At 42.8% G+C, this 18,935-nt stretch carries 14 protein-coding genes; 5 read left to right on the top strand and 9 right to left on the bottom strand.

Features of this window, described 5'->3' with window-relative positions; translation table 11 throughout:
- The first annotated feature begins 361 nt into the window (after window positions 1-361).
- Complete coding sequence (nrdA, locus tag THMIRH_RS03275; protein WP_173290715.1) at window positions 362-2,626, top strand: class 1a ribonucleoside-diphosphate reductase subunit alpha; 2,265 nt, start codon at window positions 362-364, stop codon at window positions 2,624-2,626.
- Window positions 2,627-2,729: 103 nt separating this feature from the next.
- Here the strand turns inward: nrdA and THMIRH_RS03270 are convergent, their stop codons facing one another.
- Entirely contained in the window at window positions 2,730-2,921 is a 192-nt protein-coding gene (locus THMIRH_RS03270; RefSeq protein ID WP_425335808.1) for a zinc-finger domain-containing protein, read from the bottom strand.
- Between the two features lie 41 nt (window positions 2,922-2,962).
- Window positions 2,963-3,889 (bottom strand): branched-chain amino acid transaminase, encoded by a 927-nt coding sequence (locus tag THMIRH_RS03265; RefSeq protein WP_173290711.1) that lies wholly within the window; start codon window positions 3,887-3,889, stop codon window positions 2,963-2,965.
- A gap of 293 nt (window positions 3,890-4,182) precedes the next feature.
- On the opposite strand from THMIRH_RS03265, the gene THMIRH_RS03260 reads away from it, so the two are divergent.
- Entirely contained in the window at window positions 4,183-5,337 is a 1,155-nt protein-coding gene (locus THMIRH_RS03260) for an aspartate aminotransferase family protein (protein WP_243831490.1), read from the top strand.
- A gap of 11 nt (window positions 5,338-5,348) precedes the next feature.
- Window positions 5,349-6,260: an ornithine carbamoyltransferase gene (gene argF / locus THMIRH_RS03255; RefSeq protein ID WP_173290707.1), complete on the top strand. Its 912-nt coding sequence runs from the start codon at window positions 5,349-5,351 to the stop codon at window positions 6,258-6,260.
- Window positions 6,261-6,401: 141 nt separating this feature from the next.
- Here the strand turns inward: argF and THMIRH_RS03250 are convergent, their stop codons facing one another.
- Window positions 6,402-7,364: a PstS family phosphate ABC transporter substrate-binding protein gene (locus THMIRH_RS03250; RefSeq protein ID WP_173290705.1), complete on the bottom strand. Its 963-nt coding sequence runs from the start codon at window positions 7,362-7,364 to the stop codon at window positions 6,402-6,404.
- Between the two features lie 244 nt (window positions 7,365-7,608).
- On the opposite strand from THMIRH_RS03250, the gene THMIRH_RS03245 reads away from it, so the two are divergent.
- Window positions 7,609-9,180, top strand: a complete 1,572-nt coding sequence (locus THMIRH_RS03245; RefSeq protein ID WP_173290703.1) for an inorganic phosphate transporter — start codon at window positions 7,609-7,611, stop codon at window positions 9,178-9,180.
- A 29-nt stretch (window positions 9,181-9,209) separates the two neighbouring features.
- On the opposite strand, the gene phoR is transcribed toward THMIRH_RS03245, so the two are convergent.
- The 6 genes from phoR to THMIRH_RS03215 form a co-directional block, all read right to left on the bottom strand.
- Window positions 9,210-10,517, bottom strand: coding sequence for a phosphate regulon sensor histidine kinase PhoR (phoR, locus tag THMIRH_RS03240; RefSeq protein WP_243831489.1), 1,308 nt, complete (start codon window positions 10,515-10,517; stop codon window positions 9,210-9,212).
- Window positions 10,518-10,648: 131 nt separating this feature from the next.
- Complete coding sequence (phoB, locus tag THMIRH_RS03235) at window positions 10,649-11,344, bottom strand: phosphate regulon transcriptional regulator PhoB (protein WP_173290701.1); 696 nt, start codon at window positions 11,342-11,344, stop codon at window positions 10,649-10,651.
- Window positions 11,345-11,373: 29 nt separating this feature from the next.
- Window positions 11,374-12,111 carry a phosphate signaling complex protein PhoU gene (gene phoU, locus THMIRH_RS03230; RefSeq protein WP_173290699.1) on the bottom strand — a complete coding sequence of 246 codons (738 nt, stop codon included), beginning with the start codon at window positions 12,109-12,111 and terminating at the stop codon, window positions 11,374-11,376.
- Between the two features lie 18 nt (window positions 12,112-12,129).
- On the bottom strand, window positions 12,130-12,948 hold the full coding sequence (pstB, locus tag THMIRH_RS03225) for a phosphate ABC transporter ATP-binding protein PstB (protein ID WP_173290697.1): 819 nt from the start codon (window positions 12,946-12,948) through the stop codon (window positions 12,130-12,132).
- An 88-nt stretch (window positions 12,949-13,036) separates the two neighbouring features.
- Window positions 13,037-14,677 carry a phosphate ABC transporter permease PstA gene (gene pstA / locus THMIRH_RS03220; RefSeq protein ID WP_173290695.1) on the bottom strand — a complete coding sequence of 547 codons (1,641 nt, stop codon included), beginning with the start codon at window positions 14,675-14,677 and terminating at the stop codon, window positions 13,037-13,039.
- Window positions 14,678-14,688: 11 nt separating this feature from the next.
- Entirely contained in the window at window positions 14,689-16,959 is a 2,271-nt protein-coding gene (locus tag THMIRH_RS03215) for an ABC transporter permease subunit (protein ID WP_173290693.1), read from the bottom strand.
- A gap of 287 nt (window positions 16,960-17,246) precedes the next feature.
- Between THMIRH_RS03215 and glnA the strand changes: the two genes are divergently transcribed.
- Window positions 17,247-18,653: a type I glutamate--ammonia ligase gene (gene glnA, locus THMIRH_RS03210; protein WP_173290690.1), complete on the top strand. Its 1,407-nt coding sequence runs from the start codon at window positions 17,247-17,249 to the stop codon at window positions 18,651-18,653.
- The last annotated feature ends 282 nt before the right edge of the window (window positions 18,654-18,935 follow it).

Below are 18,935 nucleotides of genomic sequence, written 5' to 3'. Positions count from 1 at the left end.
TGAAAATTAAGATTTTTTTCACTACGCATTTTATCTTGACCACAAACTTATCCACACCCTGAACGCCGGATTTTACATGGTTTTCGCTGAAGTTAACCACAGCAAACATTCTGGTGACCTGTGAATATTACGCAAACTTTGTCACTTGCACATAAACCCAAAATACACTATATTTTGCGTTCGAGCCAAAACCATATCACTAGATATAGTGGCAACACCCCTTATTGAACACTACCAATTGTCTTACTTTTTTAAATCATTTTGTGCAAAGCCGCACTAACTTAATGATTAAAAAGGGGTTGGAGTGTTTTGTTAATTTATTTTGAACGATCATAATATTCACAGGTTGCAAAAATTTCATATGTCCACTCAAAATATTCAAGTTACCAAGCGCAATGGCACCCAAGAACCCATTGATTTAGAAAAAATTCACCGCGTCATCACTTGGGCTGCAGAAGGCTTAGATAATGTGTCAGTTTCCGAAGTTGAATTGCGTTCGCATATTCAATTTTATGACGGCATGTCCACCTCAGACATTCACGAAACCATTATTAAATCGGCGGCTGATTTAATTTCTGAAAACGCCCCAGACTACCAGCACCTTGCGGCGCGTCTAGCGATTTTTCATTTGCGTAAAAAGGCCTTTCAACGCTACACGCCACCGTCTTTGTTTGAGCATGTTAATAAAATGGTCCGCAACCGCCTTTATGACGCTCAACTCTTGGAAGATTTCACCAAAGCAGAATTTGATGAGCTAGACCGTTACATCGACCATGATCGTGATATGACGTTCAGTTATGCGGCAGTTAAACAACTAGAAGGTAAATACCTCGTTCAAAACCGCGTTTCTGGACAAATCTATGAAAGCCCACAGTTCATCTACATGATGATTCCAATGTGCCTATTTGCCCATTACCCGGCTGAAAATCGTCTGGACTATATTAAGCGTTTCTACGATGCATCATCCCTATTCAAACTGTCTTTGCCAACACCCATTATGTCGGGTGTGAGAACGCCTACGCGTCAATTCAGCTCTTGCGTATTGATTGAATGCGGTGACTCACTAGACTCCATCAATGCAACCTCATCCTCAATTGTTAAATATGTTTCGCAACGCGCTGGAATTGGGGTCAACATTGGGCGTATTCGCGCACTCGGCAGTGAAATCCGTGGCGGAGAAGCCTTCCACACCGGCATGATTCCTTTTATTAAGCACTTTCAAACGGCCGTTAAGTCTTGTTCACAAGGCGGTGTGCGTGGTGGTGCCGCAACCCTTTTCTACCCAATATGGCACTTAGAAGTTGAATCACTCGTTGTCTTAAAAAACAACCGTGGGGTTGAAGAAAACCGTGTGCGCCACCTAGACTATGGTGTTCAAATCAACAAGCTGATGTACCAACGCATGATTGAAGGTGGCGATATTCACTTATTCAGCCCATCAGATGTGCCTGGTCTTTACGAAGCTTTCTTTGCAGACCAAGACGAGTTTGAGCGCCTTTATAAAATTTATGAAGTCGATGAATCAATTCGCAAGAAAAAAGTTAAGGCGTTGGATTTATTTACTCAAATTGCGCAAGAACGAGCGCAAACTGGGCGTATCTACATTCAAAATGTTGACCACTCAAATACCCACAGTGCCTTTGATCCGCTGAAAGCACCGATTCACCAATCAAACCTTTGCTTGGAAATCACGCTACCGACTAAACCTCTGAATTCCATTGAAGACCCCAATGGTGAAATCGCGCTTTGTACGCTATCAGCCTTTAACTTAGGGGCTATTGAAGACCTCAGTGAGCTGCAAGACTTATCAGATTTGATTGTTCGTGCGCTAGACAGTTTATTAGATTATCAAGACTACCCTGTTTTGGCGGCCAAACATTCTAGTTTAGGGCGTCGTACTTTGGGTGTCGGGGTGACAAACCTAGCTTATTACCTCGCAAAGAATGGCGTTAAATATTCAGATGGCTCAGCCAATGGACTGATGCATCGCACCTTTGAAGCCATTCAATATTACCTATTGCAAGCTTCTTTAGAACTCGCCAAAGAAATCGGCAAGTGTGATTATTTTGGTGACACCAAATATGCACAAGGTATCTTACCCATAGACACCTACAAGAAAGATTTGGATGAAGTTTGTAAAGAACCGTTGCATTTAGATTGGGAAACCCTAAGAGAAGACATCAAACAACATGGTCTGCGTAACTCAACCTTAACCGCGTTAATGCCTTGTGAAACTTCTTCACAAATCACTAACTCAACCAATGGTATTGAGCCACCTCGTGGTTATGTGTCGGTTAAGGCGTCTAAAGACGGTATTTTAAAGCAGGTTGTTCCAGGCTTTAAAGAACTGCGCAATCAATACGAGTTGTTATGGCATATTCCCAATAACCGCGGCTATTTGCAGCTGGTGGGTATTATGCAAAAGTTTGTTGACCAAGCAATTTCTGCCAATACCAATTATGATCCAGCGCGCTTTGATGAAGACAAAGTGCCGATTAAATTGGTATTACAAGACTTGCTGATGGCTTATAAACTAGGCTTAAAAACGCTGTATTACCACAACACGCGTGATGGCGCAGATGATTCGCAAGACGACGGCTGTGCCGGCGGGGCTTGTAAGCTCTAACTTTTACCCCAAAAAAACAACCCTAAAATAACCAGGCCTGGTTATTTTAGGCATAAAAAAACCATCTTTACGATGGTTTTTTTGGTTCTAGAGCATTGATAATTTAATGCAATTTGCGTTTTGGATCCCAGTCTTTTAAAACATAATCCGTTCCACAGTAAGGGCACTTTGACTTACCGGTTTCCTGAATTGGCAACATCACTTTTGGGTGACTGTTCCAAATTTCATCACCGGGTCTTGGGCACACCAGCGGTAAATCATCATAAGTAACTTCCACGACTTTTTGTTTTGACATACTCATCATCTCTTCAAATTAATCGGATAAAACCATGCGGATTAAGCAACCGTCGTTAACCAACCTAAATGCTCCGCTGAACGACCGTGTACCACATCGAAATACTTAGCTTGCAAGATTTCAGTAATGGGGCCACGAGATCCCGAACCAATTTTACGATTGTCCAATTCACGAATTGGCGTCACTTCAGCAGCCGTTCCGGTAAAGAAAGCTTCGTCCGCAATATACACTTCGTCACGCGTAATGCACTTTTCGCGCACTTCATAACCCGCTTCATGCGCTAAACGAATAATGGTATTGCGGGTAATACCATCTAATGCCGAAGTAAGCTCTGGGGTGTAAATCACTCCGTCACGAACCATAAAGAAGTTTTCACCAGAACCTTCCGACACATAACCTTGCGTATCTAACAATAAGGCTTCATCGCAACCGTGGCTTATCGCTTCTTGCAAAGCCAACATAGAATTCATATAAGAACCGTTTGATTTGGCTTTGGTCATGGTGATGTTTGGATGATGACGAGTGAAAGAAGAAGTGGCAATTTTAATACCACGCTTTAAATTTTCTTCACCCATATAAGCACCCCACTCCCAAGCCGCAACCACTATGTGCGCTTTTAGGTTATCGGCACGCAATCCCATACCTTCTGAACCGTAAAATACCATTGGGCGAATATAAGCTGACTTTAAGCCGTTCTCGCGCACCGCAGCTCTTTGCGCCTCATTGATTTGCTCTGGCGTAAAAGGCATCGGCATATTCATGATTTTTGCTGAGTTGAATAAACGCTTGGTATGCGCTTCTAAACGGAAAATCGAAGTGCCCTGCTCCGCTTCATAAGCACGAACCCCCTCAAACACACCCATACCATAATGTAATGTATGTGTTAAAACATGGGTCTTGGCATCTCTCCAGTTCACCATTTCACCGTCAAACCAAATCACGCCATCACGATCATCCATTGTTTTCATTCGAAATCCTTTGATTTTTTTGTAAAATTAAACCGTCATATTTTATATTAAAAATCTTCAAAAACCTATTAGCTAAACATTAAAACAAAATATTAGTGGTTATTTAACTGATTCACTTGAAATTATCGGCCAGTTAGCTACAATCGTTGTTTTGAAAGCACTTTTTCAAAAAAAGCAATCGCAAGCATGTCTTCCGGTTGCTTTTTTATTTAACGCAATGCGTATCGTGGCTTGCACTCGCTCTACCATGGACTCTTCTATTTATTTTCGGGCTAAAAATAATGAACCATTTAATGAATACTTATGCCAGACTTCCCGTTGCTTTTGTCACCGGTAAAGGGGCTCAACTGTTTGATGCACATGGGCAAGCTTACCTTGACAGTGTTAGCGGCATTGCCGTTTGCAATTTAGGGCATGCACATCCAGCGGTTGCAGAAGCCATCTGCGAGCAAAGCCACAAACTCATTCACACCTCGAATCTTTATAGCATTGACTTGCAAGAAGCCTTAGCCGATAAATTGATTCAACACTCGCACATGGACCGCGTATTTTTCAGCAACTCTGGGGCAGAAGCCAATGAAGCCGCCCTGAAGATTGCGCGTAAATATGGTAATGACCGAGGCATTCAAAACGGCAAAGTCATCGTGATGGAAAACAGTTTTCACGGTCGTACTCTGCTAACTTTATCCGCCACAGGTAATGAAAAAGTGCATGCAGGTTTCGCCCCCTTAGTTGACAGTTTTATTCGTGTACCCTTTAATGACTTAGAAGCCATTCGTGCCCACAGCACTAACCCACAAGTTGTTGCTATTTTGGTTGAACCGGTGCAAGGTGAAGGCGGAGTTTTTATTCCAGCGGATGATTATCTCACCCACATTCGTGACATCTGCGATGCCAACGAATGGTTAATGATGATAGACGAAGTTCAAACTGGCGTGGGTAGAACCGGCAAATGGTTTGCCCACCAACACGCCAACATCGTACCCGATGTTATGACCCTCGCCAAAGCGCTGGGCAATGGTTTCCCGATTGGTGCTTGTCTTGCCAAAGGCAAAGCGGCAGAAGTGTTTGCACCGGGCAATCACGGCACCACTTTTGGTGGCAATCCCTTGGCTTGTGCAACCGCTTTAGCCGTTATAAACACCCTAGAAAAAAGCAACTTGATTGAACAAGCCGCCCTCAATGGCGCTGTGATTGTGCAACGCTTTAAAGAGGCACTTGCCAATATACCTGGCGTGAAAGAAATCAGAGGCAAAGGCTATATGATCGGCATTCAACTAGACCGCCCTTGTGGTGACCTGGTTAAAATGGCTTTAGAAAAACACCTATTAATCAATGTAACTCGTGGTGATACGATTCGTCTATTACCGCCGCTCATTATGAATAATGAGCAAACTAACGAACTGGTTGAGAAACTCACGCAACTGGTGACCAATTTTTACCAATAAAAAGAAATCTTATGAGTCAAACTAGACATTTTTTAACCCTTAAAGATCTAAGTCCCGCAGAACTTCAACAAGTTTTGCACAGAGGGATTGAACTCAAAGCCATGCAAAAATCAGGTGTTGTTTATGAACCCTTAATTCATAAAACCCTGGCGATGATTTTTGAAAAATCATCCACTCGCACGCGCTTGTCCTTTGAAATCGGTATGACACAACTGGGTGGTCATGCACTATTTTTATCTCCCAACGACACGCAAATTGGCCGTGGCGAACCGATAGAAGATTCTGCCCGCGTCATTTCTAGCATGGCAGATGCCATCATGATTCGTACCTACGAACATGACATGGTGAAATCTTTAGCGCAATACTCTAGCGTGCCGGTCATTAATGCCCTCACTAATGATTATCACCCTTGCCAATTATTAGCCGACATGCAAACTTTTCACGAACACCGTGGCAGCATTCAGGGCAAAACGGTTTTGTGGGTGGGTGACGGCTATAATATGTGTAATTCCTATATTAATGCGGCGGCGCAATACGACTTTAAATTGCGTATATCCTGCCCAGAGGGTTACGAGCCAATTGCCGCTATGATGGAACAACACAAAGACCGTGTCGAAATTATCCGCAACCCATTAGAAGCAGCGAAAGGCGTTGACCTGATAGTGACGGATGTTTGGTACAGCATGGGTCACGAAGAAGAAATGCGCAAGCGTTTGCGTGACTTTGCAGACTATCAAGTGGATCAAGAAATAATGGAACAAGCCAATCCAGATGCCCTCTTTATGCATTGTTTGCCAGCACACCGTGGCGAAGAAGTCTCTGCAGAAGTGATGGACGGACCACAAAGCGTGGTATGGGATGAAGCCGAAAACCGTTTGCATGCTCAGAAAGCGCTACTTGAGTTTTTGTTGGTTAAGCGCTGATTAAAACAACTCTAAAAACTCAATATAACTAAAACCCTTTTGCAAAAATCGGTTTTAGTTGTGTTGAGCTTTATAGTTTTCATTAAGACAATAAAAAACCCCGCGCTTGCGGGGTTTTGTCTTTCTTGCGTTCAACCGATATTAGTTGATTTCAGAAAGGTACTTATTAGCTGCAGCTGCAGGTAGCGGAATATAACCATCTTTAACAACCGCTTCTTGACCTTGCTTAGAAAGTACTAACTTAATAAACTCACCCACCACTGGCTCTAAAGGCTTGTTAGGTGCTTTGTTGACATAAACATAAAGTACACGAGACAAAGGGTAAGTTTTGTTTAACGCATTTTCAGGCGTTGCTTCAACAAACGCTGCACCGTCTTTCTTCGCTAAAGGAAGCGCACGAACACCAGCCGTTTTGTAACCGATACCCGAATAACCAATCCCGTTTGCCGATGCAGACACTGACTGGACAACCGATGCAGAACCAGGTTGCTCGTTTACAGAAGACTTGAAGTCACCCTTACAAAGTGCATGCTTCTTGAAATAACCATAAGTCCCAGAAACCGAGTTACGACCGTAAAGCTGCACCGACTTATCAGCTAATTCACCCTGAACACCTGCTTGACCCCAAGTAGAGATATCATCGGCACCACACTTTCGGGTTGAAGAGAAAATCGCGTCTACTTGTGGAATCGTTAACCCTTTAATTGGATTATCTTTTTGCACATAAACGGCCAAGGCATCAATCGCAACCCCAATTTTTGTTGGCTTATAACCATATTTTTCTTCAAACATAGCCACTTCTTTATCTTTCATTGAACGACTCATTGGTCCAATGTTAGAAGTACCTTCTGTTAAAGCTGTCGGTGCAGTTGAAGAGCCCGCTGCTTGAATTTGGATGTTAACATTTGGGTAAGTACGCTTGAATTCTTCAGCCCATAAAGTCATTAGGTTAGCCAAAGTATCAGAACCCACAGAAGACAAGTTTCCAGAAATACCAGAAACCGTTTTGTACTCAGGTAATGCCGCGTCAACTGAAGATGCAAAAGCAATCTGAGAAGTCAATGCAGTCGCTAAACCCATTGCCATTAATAATTTATGTTTCATGCTAAAAAGCTCCATAAAGTGAAAGTAAGTTGTTTTGAACAGTGCAAATTATGGCGAGCGCACTTAACAGATACATGAAACAAATATGACAGTTAAATGACAAAAGCCAAACATCTCATTAATTTCACAACCAACCTCAAAAAAATTTCTGTCACTTTCACAAAATCTACTGGAATATAAAGGGATTTTAGAGCGCTTTTGACATAAAATACGGCAAGTCAAAAGATTACAAAGAGATGACACCATGGAATTTAAAAACATTAACGATATTGAAGATGCAACCGAGGTCAGCCGCAAAGAGATGTTTCGCTTTGGTGTTGCCATGCTTTTCATTGTTTTAATCATGCTTTTTTCAGCCAACCTGACCGTTGGCGATGGCACTGTTAGCATTGAACTGGTCATCGCCGCCATGATTGGCGGCTATATGGCAATGAACATTGGGGCAAACGATGTCGCCAACAATGTAGGGCCTGCGGTCGGCTCAAAAGCCTTGACCCTAACAGGCGCCATCATTATTGCCGCCATATTTGAATCTGCTGGCGCGCTGATTGCGGGTGGCGAAGTGATTAGCACCATTAAAAATGGCATTATCAACCCTGCTATGATTGGCGATGCCGACACCTTTATTTGGCTAATGATTGCCGCCCTATTGGCGGGTGCGATTTGGCTGAACATTGCCACCGCGATGGGTGCGCCCGTTTCCACCACCCACTCTATCGTCGGTGGTGTTTTAGGTGCAGGTATCGCCGCAGCAGGTTGGAGCATTGCCAACTGGGACAAAATGGGTGCCATTGCTGCCAGCTGGGTTATCTCGCCCGTTATCGGCGGTATTATTGCCGCAGCCTTTTTATACTGGATTAAACGCAGCATCACCTATCAATCTGACATGATTGCTTCCTCTAGGAAAATGGTTCCTATTTTAATTGCCATTATGGCTTGGGCGTTTTCAACCTATCTGATTATGAAAGGCCTTAAACACATTTGGAAAACCGATTTTTACACCGCATCAGCCATCGGTTTAGCCATTGCCATAGCGACCTACTTAATCGTAAAACCGGTACTGGCTAAACAATCCGTCAACTTAAAAAATGAAAAAGACAGTGTTAACAGCCTGTTCACCATTCCTTTAATTTTTGCCGCAGCACTGCTAAGTTTTGCACATGGTGCCAATGATGTGGCCAACGCCGTTGGTCCTTTAGCCGCCATTAACGATGCCATTAACTCTCATGAAGTGTCCAGTAAAGCAGGCATTCCGCTGTGGATTATGCTGATTGGGGCAATCGGAATTTCTTTAGGTTTATTGTTATTTGGCCCTAAATTGATTAAAACCGTGGGTTCTGAAATTACCGAGCTGGATCAAATGCGCGCTTTTTCGATTGCCATGGCGGCATCGATTACGGTGATTGTGGCATCACAGTTAGGCTTACCAGTGAGTTCAACGCACATCGCTGTGGGGGGCATTTTTGGGGTGGGCTTTTTAAGAGAATACCTCAAGCGTAGTTACGCCAAAACCATTCAAGAAATCCGTGACCATCACATGGGCGCTGACCAACGAGAAACCGAAGCCTTTATTAAACGCTTCGAAAAAGCCTCATTGATTCAGAAAAAAGAAATGTTGGCACAACTTAAACAAAAAGAAGCGGATGTTCAGCTGTCGAAAAAAGAGCGTAAATCTTTAAACAAGGTTTATCAAAAAGAATTGGTTAAGCGTTCTGCCTTCTTAAAAATTGTGGCTGCCTGGGTGATTACCGTGCCCATGTCAGCACTGTTGGCCGCACTGATTTACTTTATGATTCGTGGCATGATGTTGCCCTAATCCGTTCACTGCCTGAAAGCTCACTCACCTTAATCCTTTAAGGTGAGTACCCTCTCTGCTGGAAAAACGCAGCTAAAAATAGACCCCTTGCCAATCTGACTTTCAATCGCTAAAAACGAGCCCTGCTTTTCTAAGGCATGCTTTACAATTGCCAAGCCCAATCCTGTTCCACCGGTATCTCTTGACCGCGCGGTATCCACCCTATAAAAGCGTTCTGTTAAACGCGGAATATGTTCTTTGAGAATACCGATACCCGTATCTTGTACCTCAAAATGCGCCCCCTGCTGATCACGATACCATCGCACCTGAATCTTTCCGCCTTTCGGGGTATAACGCACCGCATTGGATATTAAATTTGAAAAAACACTTTTCAAGGGTTCTGCATACCCCTTAAGCCCTAAATGTTCGGCTATCTCAAAATGCCACTCATAGTCTTCACCATAAATGGCTAATTGATCGCGCGCCATAATTTGTAAAATGTCATCAACCGCCACCGCTTCCGGCGCTTTTAATAACACATCTGATTCAATGGATGACAAGGTGAGTAAATCTTCAATAATGCTTTGCATCCGTTTGGCTTGATGGAACATTTGATCGAGTGGTTTTTGCCACATTTGGGTTTCTTCAGATGGCATATCGATCATCATTTCTAAATAACCACTCAAAACCGTTAAGGGCGTGCGTAACTCATGAGATGCATTCGCCACAAAATCACGGCGAATCTGTGCCAGATTGTAAAGCTCATTAACATCCTCAAATACCACCAATTTATGATTGTGGTAATACTCAAAAATCTGACAACTGTAAACCCGCTTTTGCGAAGACAGCGCATCTAGAAAAATCGGGGTTTGATAGTTTTGCGACTTTAAGTAACGAATAAAATCAGGATAACGCAACAGGGTTTCAATTTTGCGTCCAACATCGCTGTGCCGAATGGATAAAATCTTTTGTGCCGATTCGTTAAACCATTCAATCTGATGCTGATTGTTTAAGGACAAGATTGCGGTCGGTAAACTCATCGACGCCGCACGAAATTGCTCTGACTTATAGTTGATTAAATCGGCATGTTTCTCCAATGCCAACTGCTTCTTAGACACCAAATAACTTAATTCGCCCCAAAGCCCTGATGTTGGCGGGTAAGACGCTTGGGTGCCACCGCGCATCCAGCGCTCAAACTTCAGCATACTCCAGAGGTTACGCGCCACATAAAACAACACATACGCAATTAAGGTTTCAATCCAAGCGTCGGTTATCCAGGCAAACAACAAAAACAGCCATAACGAAACAATAATCCAAGTCAGCTCGCGAGAGATACCGTTTGATATTTTAAATTCCAACACAGGGTCCTTTTGATCATAATTTAAAGGGTCTTAGAAACCAAAAAAGCCCTAAAAACAACCAGGCCTGGTTAATTTTAGGGCTTTTTTGAAGCTAAAAGTGAGATTTATAGTATCAGCGAAAGTTTGGGTTACTCTGAAGCTGAAAATCGATAACCCGCTCCACGCACAGTTTGAATCATATCGGCTTGCCCGACTGGCTCTAACAATTTACGCAAACGACGAATATGCACATCCACCGTGCGCTCTTCTACCACCACATGCTCTCCCCAAACTTGGTCGAGCAACTGCAGTCGCGTATAAACCCGATTGGGATGGCTCATGAAAAATTGCATCAACTTAAATTCTGTTGGCCCCAATTTAACCTCGTTGTCGCCTGCGGTAAAACGGTAACTTGACAAATCTAATCGTAAAGCGCCTTGGGCTAACACATCCACAAACTCTAATTCAGAGGTTTGGCGGCGCAACAAGGCTTTAATGCGTGCCACCAAAGCGCGAGGTGAAAAAGGTTTAACCACATAATCATCCGCCCCCGCTTCAAAGCCCTGCACCTGATCACTTTCGTCACCGCGTGCCGTCAATAAAACGATGGGCATGGTGGCAAATTTTTCATGATTACGGATGCGCTGCGCCAAAGCAACCCCACTCACACCAGGCAACATCCAATCTAATAACACGCAATCTGGCTGAGTTTGATTGAGCATTTGCCAGGCAGTTTCGGCATTCGGTGCTTCCATTACTTTGTAATTGGCAGCAGACAAGGTAAAGTTCAACATGTCACGAATTGCCGCTTCATCTTCAACCACTAAAATGGTTTGTTCAGACATTCATTCCACTCCCGCTCTCGATTAAGAAATTAATCTTCACGAATTTCAGCTAAAAAAGCCATTAAGCGCTCTTCGTCCATACTACGCACATCTTGGCCTTGCACTAAATACACAATGCTTTCCATAATATTGCGCGCATGGTCAGAGACTCTTTCGGTTGCTCTTAAGGCGCCAATCACTTCTAATAAACATTCCACCTGATCAGGCTTAGCTTTGAAGTCATTGGTCACTTTGTCGCAGGCATTTTTATAAATAACATCTATCTCTTCTTCTTGATTCACTATATCCAAGGCTTCTGCGGTAGAGACTCTTGCGAAGGCATTTAATGAAGTTTTGAGCATGCTATTAGAGCGTGTTGCAATATCTAATAATTCTGCATAGCCAGAATAATCTCTGCAAGCCGTGGCATATTCTTCATTAAACTTAATAATCATCTTAGCAATTTTAACCACTTCATCGCCCATGCGTTCTAGGTCGATGGCGATACGAATGGTTGCTAAAATTAAACGCAAATCGGAAGCGGTTGGTTGTTGACGCGCCAACACTCTGGCACATAATCGGTCAATTTCCATTTCGGCTTGATTGACCACCTTATCTAAAACAATCACTTCTTTGGCCTTGGCAACATCGCCTGCGCCTAAGGCTTGCAACGCTGTTTCTAGCTGAACTTCAACCAATCCACCCATTTCTAAAATATGATTAAACAAATCTTCTAAATTACGATTCAATTGATTTGAAATATGGCTGTTAAACTCTTTTTTTTCCATGAGAAAACTCCCTTATTATTAGCCGTAGCGTCCTGAAATATAATCTTCGGTACGCTTAACTTGTGGATTGGTAAACAGCGTATCAGTGTCAGTATATTCGATTAAATCCCCCATATACATAAAAGCAGTGTAATCAGAAACACGCGCTGCTTGCTGCATATTGTGGGTCACAATCAAAATGGTAAAGTCTTTTTTCAGCTCAAAAATTAACTCTTCAACCGCGAGAGTTGAGATGGGGTCTAAGGCTGAAGTGGGTTCGTCCAACAATAAAACCTCTGGCTTAATTGCGATGGCGCGAGCAATACATAATCTTTGTTGCTGACCACCCGACATGCCTAGGGCATTTTCTTGCAAGCGGTCTTTGACCTCATCCCAAAGATTGGCACCTTTTAAAGCCCACTCAACCGTTTCATCAAGGATTTGCTTATCATTAATGCCTTGTAATCTTAAGCCGTAACAAACATTTTCATAAATCGACTTAGGGAACGGATTTGGCTTTTGAAACACCATGCCCACACGACGACGCAAAGCTGCCACATTCATTTCTTTGGCATACATATCTTCGCCATGTAACAGCATTTGGCCATCAACCTTAACGATATCAATCAAATCATTCATGCGGTTAAAACAGCGCAATAAAGTCGATTTACCACACCCTGATGGCCCGATAAATGCCGTCACTCGGTTTTCTGGTAAATCCATACTGACTGAATTGAGCGCACGCTTTGAACCATAATATAAATTCCAATCGCGCACTTGTATTGCGACTTTCTCATCTTGCAATGATAAACCACGATGGCTTCGGTCCATTGCAATACTCATATTTTCTGTGGCCATTTGACTACCCTAACTATTAAAAATTTTTAACTCAATTACCCGTTTCATCTGGGTAAACATTTATTGATACTGATTCGTGCAAAGGTTTTTAATTATCTAGCGATTTGTATTTTTCTCTGAGACGATTACGAATCGTAATGGCGCCTAAGTTTAATCCGACAATAATTAGCACCAAGAGTAATGAGGTTGCATACACCAAAGGTTGCGACGCCTCAACGTTCGGGCTCTGGAAGCCGACATCATAAATATGGAAACCTAGGTGCATGAATTTTCTATCCAAATGGATAAAGGGTGTATTCAAATCGATTGGCAAGGCAGGCGCTAATTTCACAACCCCAACCAACATTAAAGGCGCAACTTCCCCTGCAGCACGGGCAATCGCCAAAATCAATCCTGTCATAATAGCCGGTGTCGCCATTGGTAAAACAATACGCATAATGGTTTCTGACTTAGTTGCGCCTAACGCCAAACCACCTTCTCGTAAAGCTCTAGGAATACGCGACAACCCTTCTTGAGTGGACACGATCACCACTGGCAAGGTTAATAAAGCCATGGTTAACGCCGCCCACAACAAACCAGGCGTTCCAAAGGTTGGGCTGGGCAAGGCATAACTGAAAAACAAGTCATCAATCGAGCCCCCGATAATGTACACAAAAAAGCCCAAACCAAAAATACCAAACACAATCGAGGGTACACCCGCTAGGTTGTTAATCGAGATACGCACCAATCGCAACACTGTGCCGTCTTTGGCATATTCAGACATATAAATCGCGGCAATCACCCCCATAGGTGTGACCAAAATCGCCATTAACATTACCATGGTAATGGTTCCCACGATGGCTGGCAACACGCCCCCCTCTGTATTGGCTTCACGAGGATCGTCTAGTAAAAAATGTCCGATAGAGCTAAAGAAGAAACCGACCTTCTCGCCATAATTCATATTATTAGGCTGCCAAAATCTGACGATATTTTTAATCGGTACATTCAGCGCTTGACCGCCAGCAATTTTTAAAACGGCAGAACCTAATTCATTTGATTGCTGATAGAGCAACTTAACCTTGTCTTGTTCTGTTTTAAATTGCGCATTCAACTGAGCACTTTCGTCGGCCAACTCTTGAGCGGCTTCGGCTGTAAAGGCATTTTTAGCTTCTAGTTTCTTTTGCGTTAAGCGCAATTGTTCTAGCTTGTAGTTAATCCCGCCAATCACAACCTTTTCAAGGTGAGCAATTTCTGCATTCAGCGCCGTTCCCTGGTCAACTAAATCCATGAGTACCGCTTTGGCATTATCTTGATTGGCAAGCACCGCACCGGCTTTACGCACCTCAACCAAATGGCCGTAAACATTACCCCACTCAGTTCTTTCAATCACGGTGACACCATCATCCAAAACATCTTGGCGACCCACGATATCTGCCGTGTTGATCCAACGGAAATCGATACCGTAAATGTCACGGTTACCCACTTTCATGAGAAACTGTGGAATCTTTTTAACTTCACCATTTGCCTGCGTAAATTCTTTTAGCTTGGTGTCATGCAACTCACCCACAATATTTTCTAGCTGACCATTACTTTGCGTAATGTTATAGGTGTAAACGTCATGCGCCCAAAAGTGAATCAATCCTTTGTATGAAATCATCAACAACAGACCAAAAACCAAAACAACGCTGATACTCACGGCAGAGGCACTAAACCAAATCCAGTGTTCGCCCTTTTTAAACCAATCTTTCATGACGAAACTCCTTACAGTGAACCATATTTACGACGCATGCGCTCACGCACAACCTCGGCCAACGTATTAAACATAAAGGTAAAGATAAACAACACTAACCCCGACAAGAACAAAACTCGATAATGCGAACTGTAAACTTCGGCTTCTGCCATTTCTACCGCAAGGTTGGCCGACAGCGTTCTCATGCCTTCAAAGATGTTGGCATCCATCAAAGGCGTATTGCCTGATGCCATTAAGACAATCATCGTTTCACCCACACCACGCCCAAACCCGAGCATAATCGCTGAGAAAATCCCAGGGCTGGCTGTTGGTAAAACTACACCAACCATGGTTTGCCAAGTGCTGGCACCTAAGGCTAAAGAGCCATTAACCAAATAGCTAGGGACATTATAAATAGCATCTTCAGCCACCGAGAAAATGGTAGGAATTAAAGCAAAGCCCATCGCAAAGCCGATAACCAATGCATTACGCTGGTCAAAATCTATACCGGCAGATGCGGTTAACCAATGGCGCATATCGCCATCAAAGAACAGGTTTTCAATCGGCGAATTTAATTGCAATGCGATATAGGCCAAAAGCACCACAACGGGCATCATTAAAACGGCACGCTTGCCTTCTGGAACCATTAAGCGAATAGGCTCAGGAAGTTTTGACCAAGCAAGACCAAACAAAAGAACGCCTAACGGAACCAACAGGATGATGGCAAAGTATCCCGACAAGTGCGCTTCCATGTGTGGTGCCAACCACAGACCCGCTAAAAACCCGAGGATAACTGTTGGCAAAGCCTCAATGAGCTCTACTGAGGGCTTAACCCACTGACGCGTTTTGGTATCCATAAAAAATGCCGTATAGATTGCCGCCAAAACGGCAATCGGCACTGCAAATAGCATGGAATATAAAGCCGCTTTTAAAGTACCAAAGGTTAAAGGCACCATCGAAAACTTAGGCTCAAAGTCTGAACTGGCTGATGAAGACTGCCAGGTATAACCAGGTTCTTCATAACCTTCATACCAAACCTTGCCCCACAGACTGCTCATAGACACATCTGGGTGTTCATTTTCAATATCAAACACTTTAAGGTGACCGTCTTTGGTTTCCACCAAAGCACCATTTGAACGCGGTGCTAAGGTCACGAAAGACAAACCTTTTTCATCCACTTCCATTGACTCTAAATGTCTTTCTGAAGTGGAGTGGAACAAATCAAATCTGCCTGTGCCATCAATCGTGGCAAAGCCTTTACGCCCTTGCTCAATGGTAATCATTTCAATCGGCGAGTTTGATTTTTCAAATTGACGAATCAACTGTAATTGAAAAATATTATCGGCATTACGTACTGGAAAATATTGATAGACACGCCCTTCATTGGTTCCCATCATTAAAGAATATTCACCCAACAAAAAACGAATTGACGAAATCTTTTCATCGCCAGACAAGGCGTTGATATGTTGTAGCAGTTTGGGATTTTCTAAATCGGCTACATTGTAATAATTAATAACGCCCTGTTGATTCACCAAATACAGATTACGCATACTGCCATCCAGCATTAAATAATCGGGCATCATTTGCTGTTCAAATACGCTTTCAGTATCTTCTGTCAGCGTAACATCATCGCCAAACATAGAAGTTTCTTTGGCTAGACTTTTAAGATGAATGTTTTTTGAATTGGCTTCTTGAAAAGCTATGACCACCGCCGAATCATTTGCTCTAACCGCTAATTTTGTAATGGCGCCTTTTGCTAAGGTAATAGACTCACTACCGAAAGGAAACTCAACCGCAGGTGTAATGGTTTTAACATTATTTGGATAACTCACTTTGTAAGAATATTTGGCAAACAATACAGAACCATCTGACAAACCAAAAGCCAATAAATCGCTGACATCACTGATAATCGAGAAACTGGTAATCGTATTGCCCTTTAAAGGCAAAGTGGCCTCGGTGGTTGCTTCACCCGTTTGCAAATTAAAGCCATATAGCTTGCCTGATTGCGTAAAACGCAAAGCAGTACTTTTATATTCATCAACACCATAATAAAGTGTTTTAGCCTCTTTACCACCCGGCACGGCATAATGATTCACTTCTTCAACTTTGGCTGAAGTAAATAAGGGCCCAACAACATAAATCAGAAAAAACATAATTAAAAGCACTGCCGCAATAATAGCAACGCCCCCAATCTTGATACCGCTACCCAACAACGAATCTTTAAGGTTGCGTCTTCTCACTCTTCGATCGAAAAGCGGGCCTTTCAAGGCTTTGTCTAATGCTTCATGAACCTGGTTTGACATAATAGATCCTAGTACTTTGAAATTTTTGCCAATTTTACTGATGCAATATGACAACTAGATGAAACCCCTCACTTATTCAGTGCGCCAATTAAGTGCAAAAACACCAAACAAGTGCAGTTAATCAAGCTTGATTAAGCCCCTTGAAATACCCCCACCTAAAACAATATCTTTAATAACAACAAGTTAAATTTTTTCTTAAAATTATTGGAAATTTGGCATGTTTCACGCTATTATCAATAACGATATTTTTTACTTTTTAAAAGTCACAACGCAATAAAGGATGAACAATGCCACAAGCAATTATCAATGCCATTAAAGAAAACGATGTTAAGTGGGCGGACTTACGCTTTACTGATACCATCGGAAAAGAACAACATGTAACCATTCCTGCATCTCGTATTACGGAAGACTTTTTTGAAGTAGGTTCTACTTTTGACGGCTCTTCTATTGCGGGCTGGAAAGACATTCACAACTCAGACATGATCCTAATGCCTCAAACAGATGGCTGGGTTATGGACCCATTCACTAACGACCCAACTGTCATTATCCGTTGCATGATTTTAGAATCTTCAACCTTAGAGCCATACAACAAAGACCCTCGTGGAATTGCTAAGAAAGCTGAAGCTTACTTAAAATCAACTGGGATTGCTGACACAGCTTTCTTTGGTCCAGAGCCAGAATTCTTCGTATTTGACGATGTTCGTTGGGGCGCTGACATGACAGGTTCTTTCGTTAAGATTGACTCTGAAGAAGCCGCATGGAACTCTGAAAAAGTATTTGAAGGCGGTAACATGGGTCACCGTCCAAAAGTTAAAGGCGGTTACTTCCCAGTGCCTCCAGTAGATCAATTACATGAACTACGCGCTGACATTTGTGCCATGGCTGAACAAATGGGCTTGACAATTGAAGCTCACCACCACGAAGTTGCAAACGGTGGTCAGTGTGAATTAGCGGTGGGTGGTAACACTTTAACGGCTAAGGCTGACGAAGTGCAAATTCTAAAATACGCTGTACACAACACTTGTCACGCTCTAGGCAAAACAGCAACTTTTATGGCTAAGCCAATCGTTGGAGATAACGGTTCTGGTATGCACATTAACCAATCTTTATCTAAAGATGGTAAAAACATTTTTGCTGGTGATGTTTACTCAGGTCTTTCACAAGAAGCTCTTTGGTACATTGGTGGCTTAATCAAGCACGCTCGTGCATTAAACGCTTTCACCAACCCAGGAACTAACTCTTACAAGCGCCTAGTTCCAGGTTTTGAAGCTCCTATCCTGTTAGCTTACTCTGGTAAAAACCGTTCAGCTTCTATTCGTATTCCTTATGCACCTTCTGAGCGTGCGCGTCGTGTAGAACTTCGTTTCCCAGATCCTACAGCAAACCCATACTTAGCTTTCACTGCAAGCTTAATGGCTGGTTTAGATGGTATTTTAAACAAAATTGATCCAGGTGCTCCTTCTGAAAAAGATTTATACGATCTAGAGCCAGAAGAAGAAGCAACCTATGCAACGGTTTGTTCTTCTTTAGATCAAGCCTTAGACGCCTTAGATAAAGACCGCGAGTTCTTGAAAATGGGCGGCGTAATGGATGATGAAACGATTGATGCTTACATTGCATTAAAAATGAAAGATGTGACTCGTTTCCGCGCCACTACTCACCCAATTGAATTTGATATGTACTACTCTTTATAAGAGTTACTCTTCAAACCTATTGGTTGAAACTTAAAAAACCCCGCTTGCGGGGTTTTTTATTGCTCCGAGTAAGCCTTGTCCATGGCAATTAACTTATCCGCACGCCCTGAACAATTTAGACGCACCAGCAGGCTTAAATTGTTTCAAATAGGGCTTTCTATTGAGCAAACAGCCGTTAACTTTATCAGCAACCCCGCTTCTCTCTTAGCAACTATAGACAAAGGGTTGGTTTGCATCTAAACCAAACGATTTAATCTTCAGCCTGATGCTTTAGAGGCGGCA

The organism is Thiosulfativibrio zosterae (assembly GCF_011398155.1).
Lineage (GTDB): Bacteria > Pseudomonadota > Gammaproteobacteria > Thiomicrospirales > Thiomicrospiraceae > Thiosulfativibrio > Thiosulfativibrio zosterae.
Note: the sequence above shows the minus strand (reverse complement) of the source record. Positions and strands in the feature narration are given on the sequence as shown.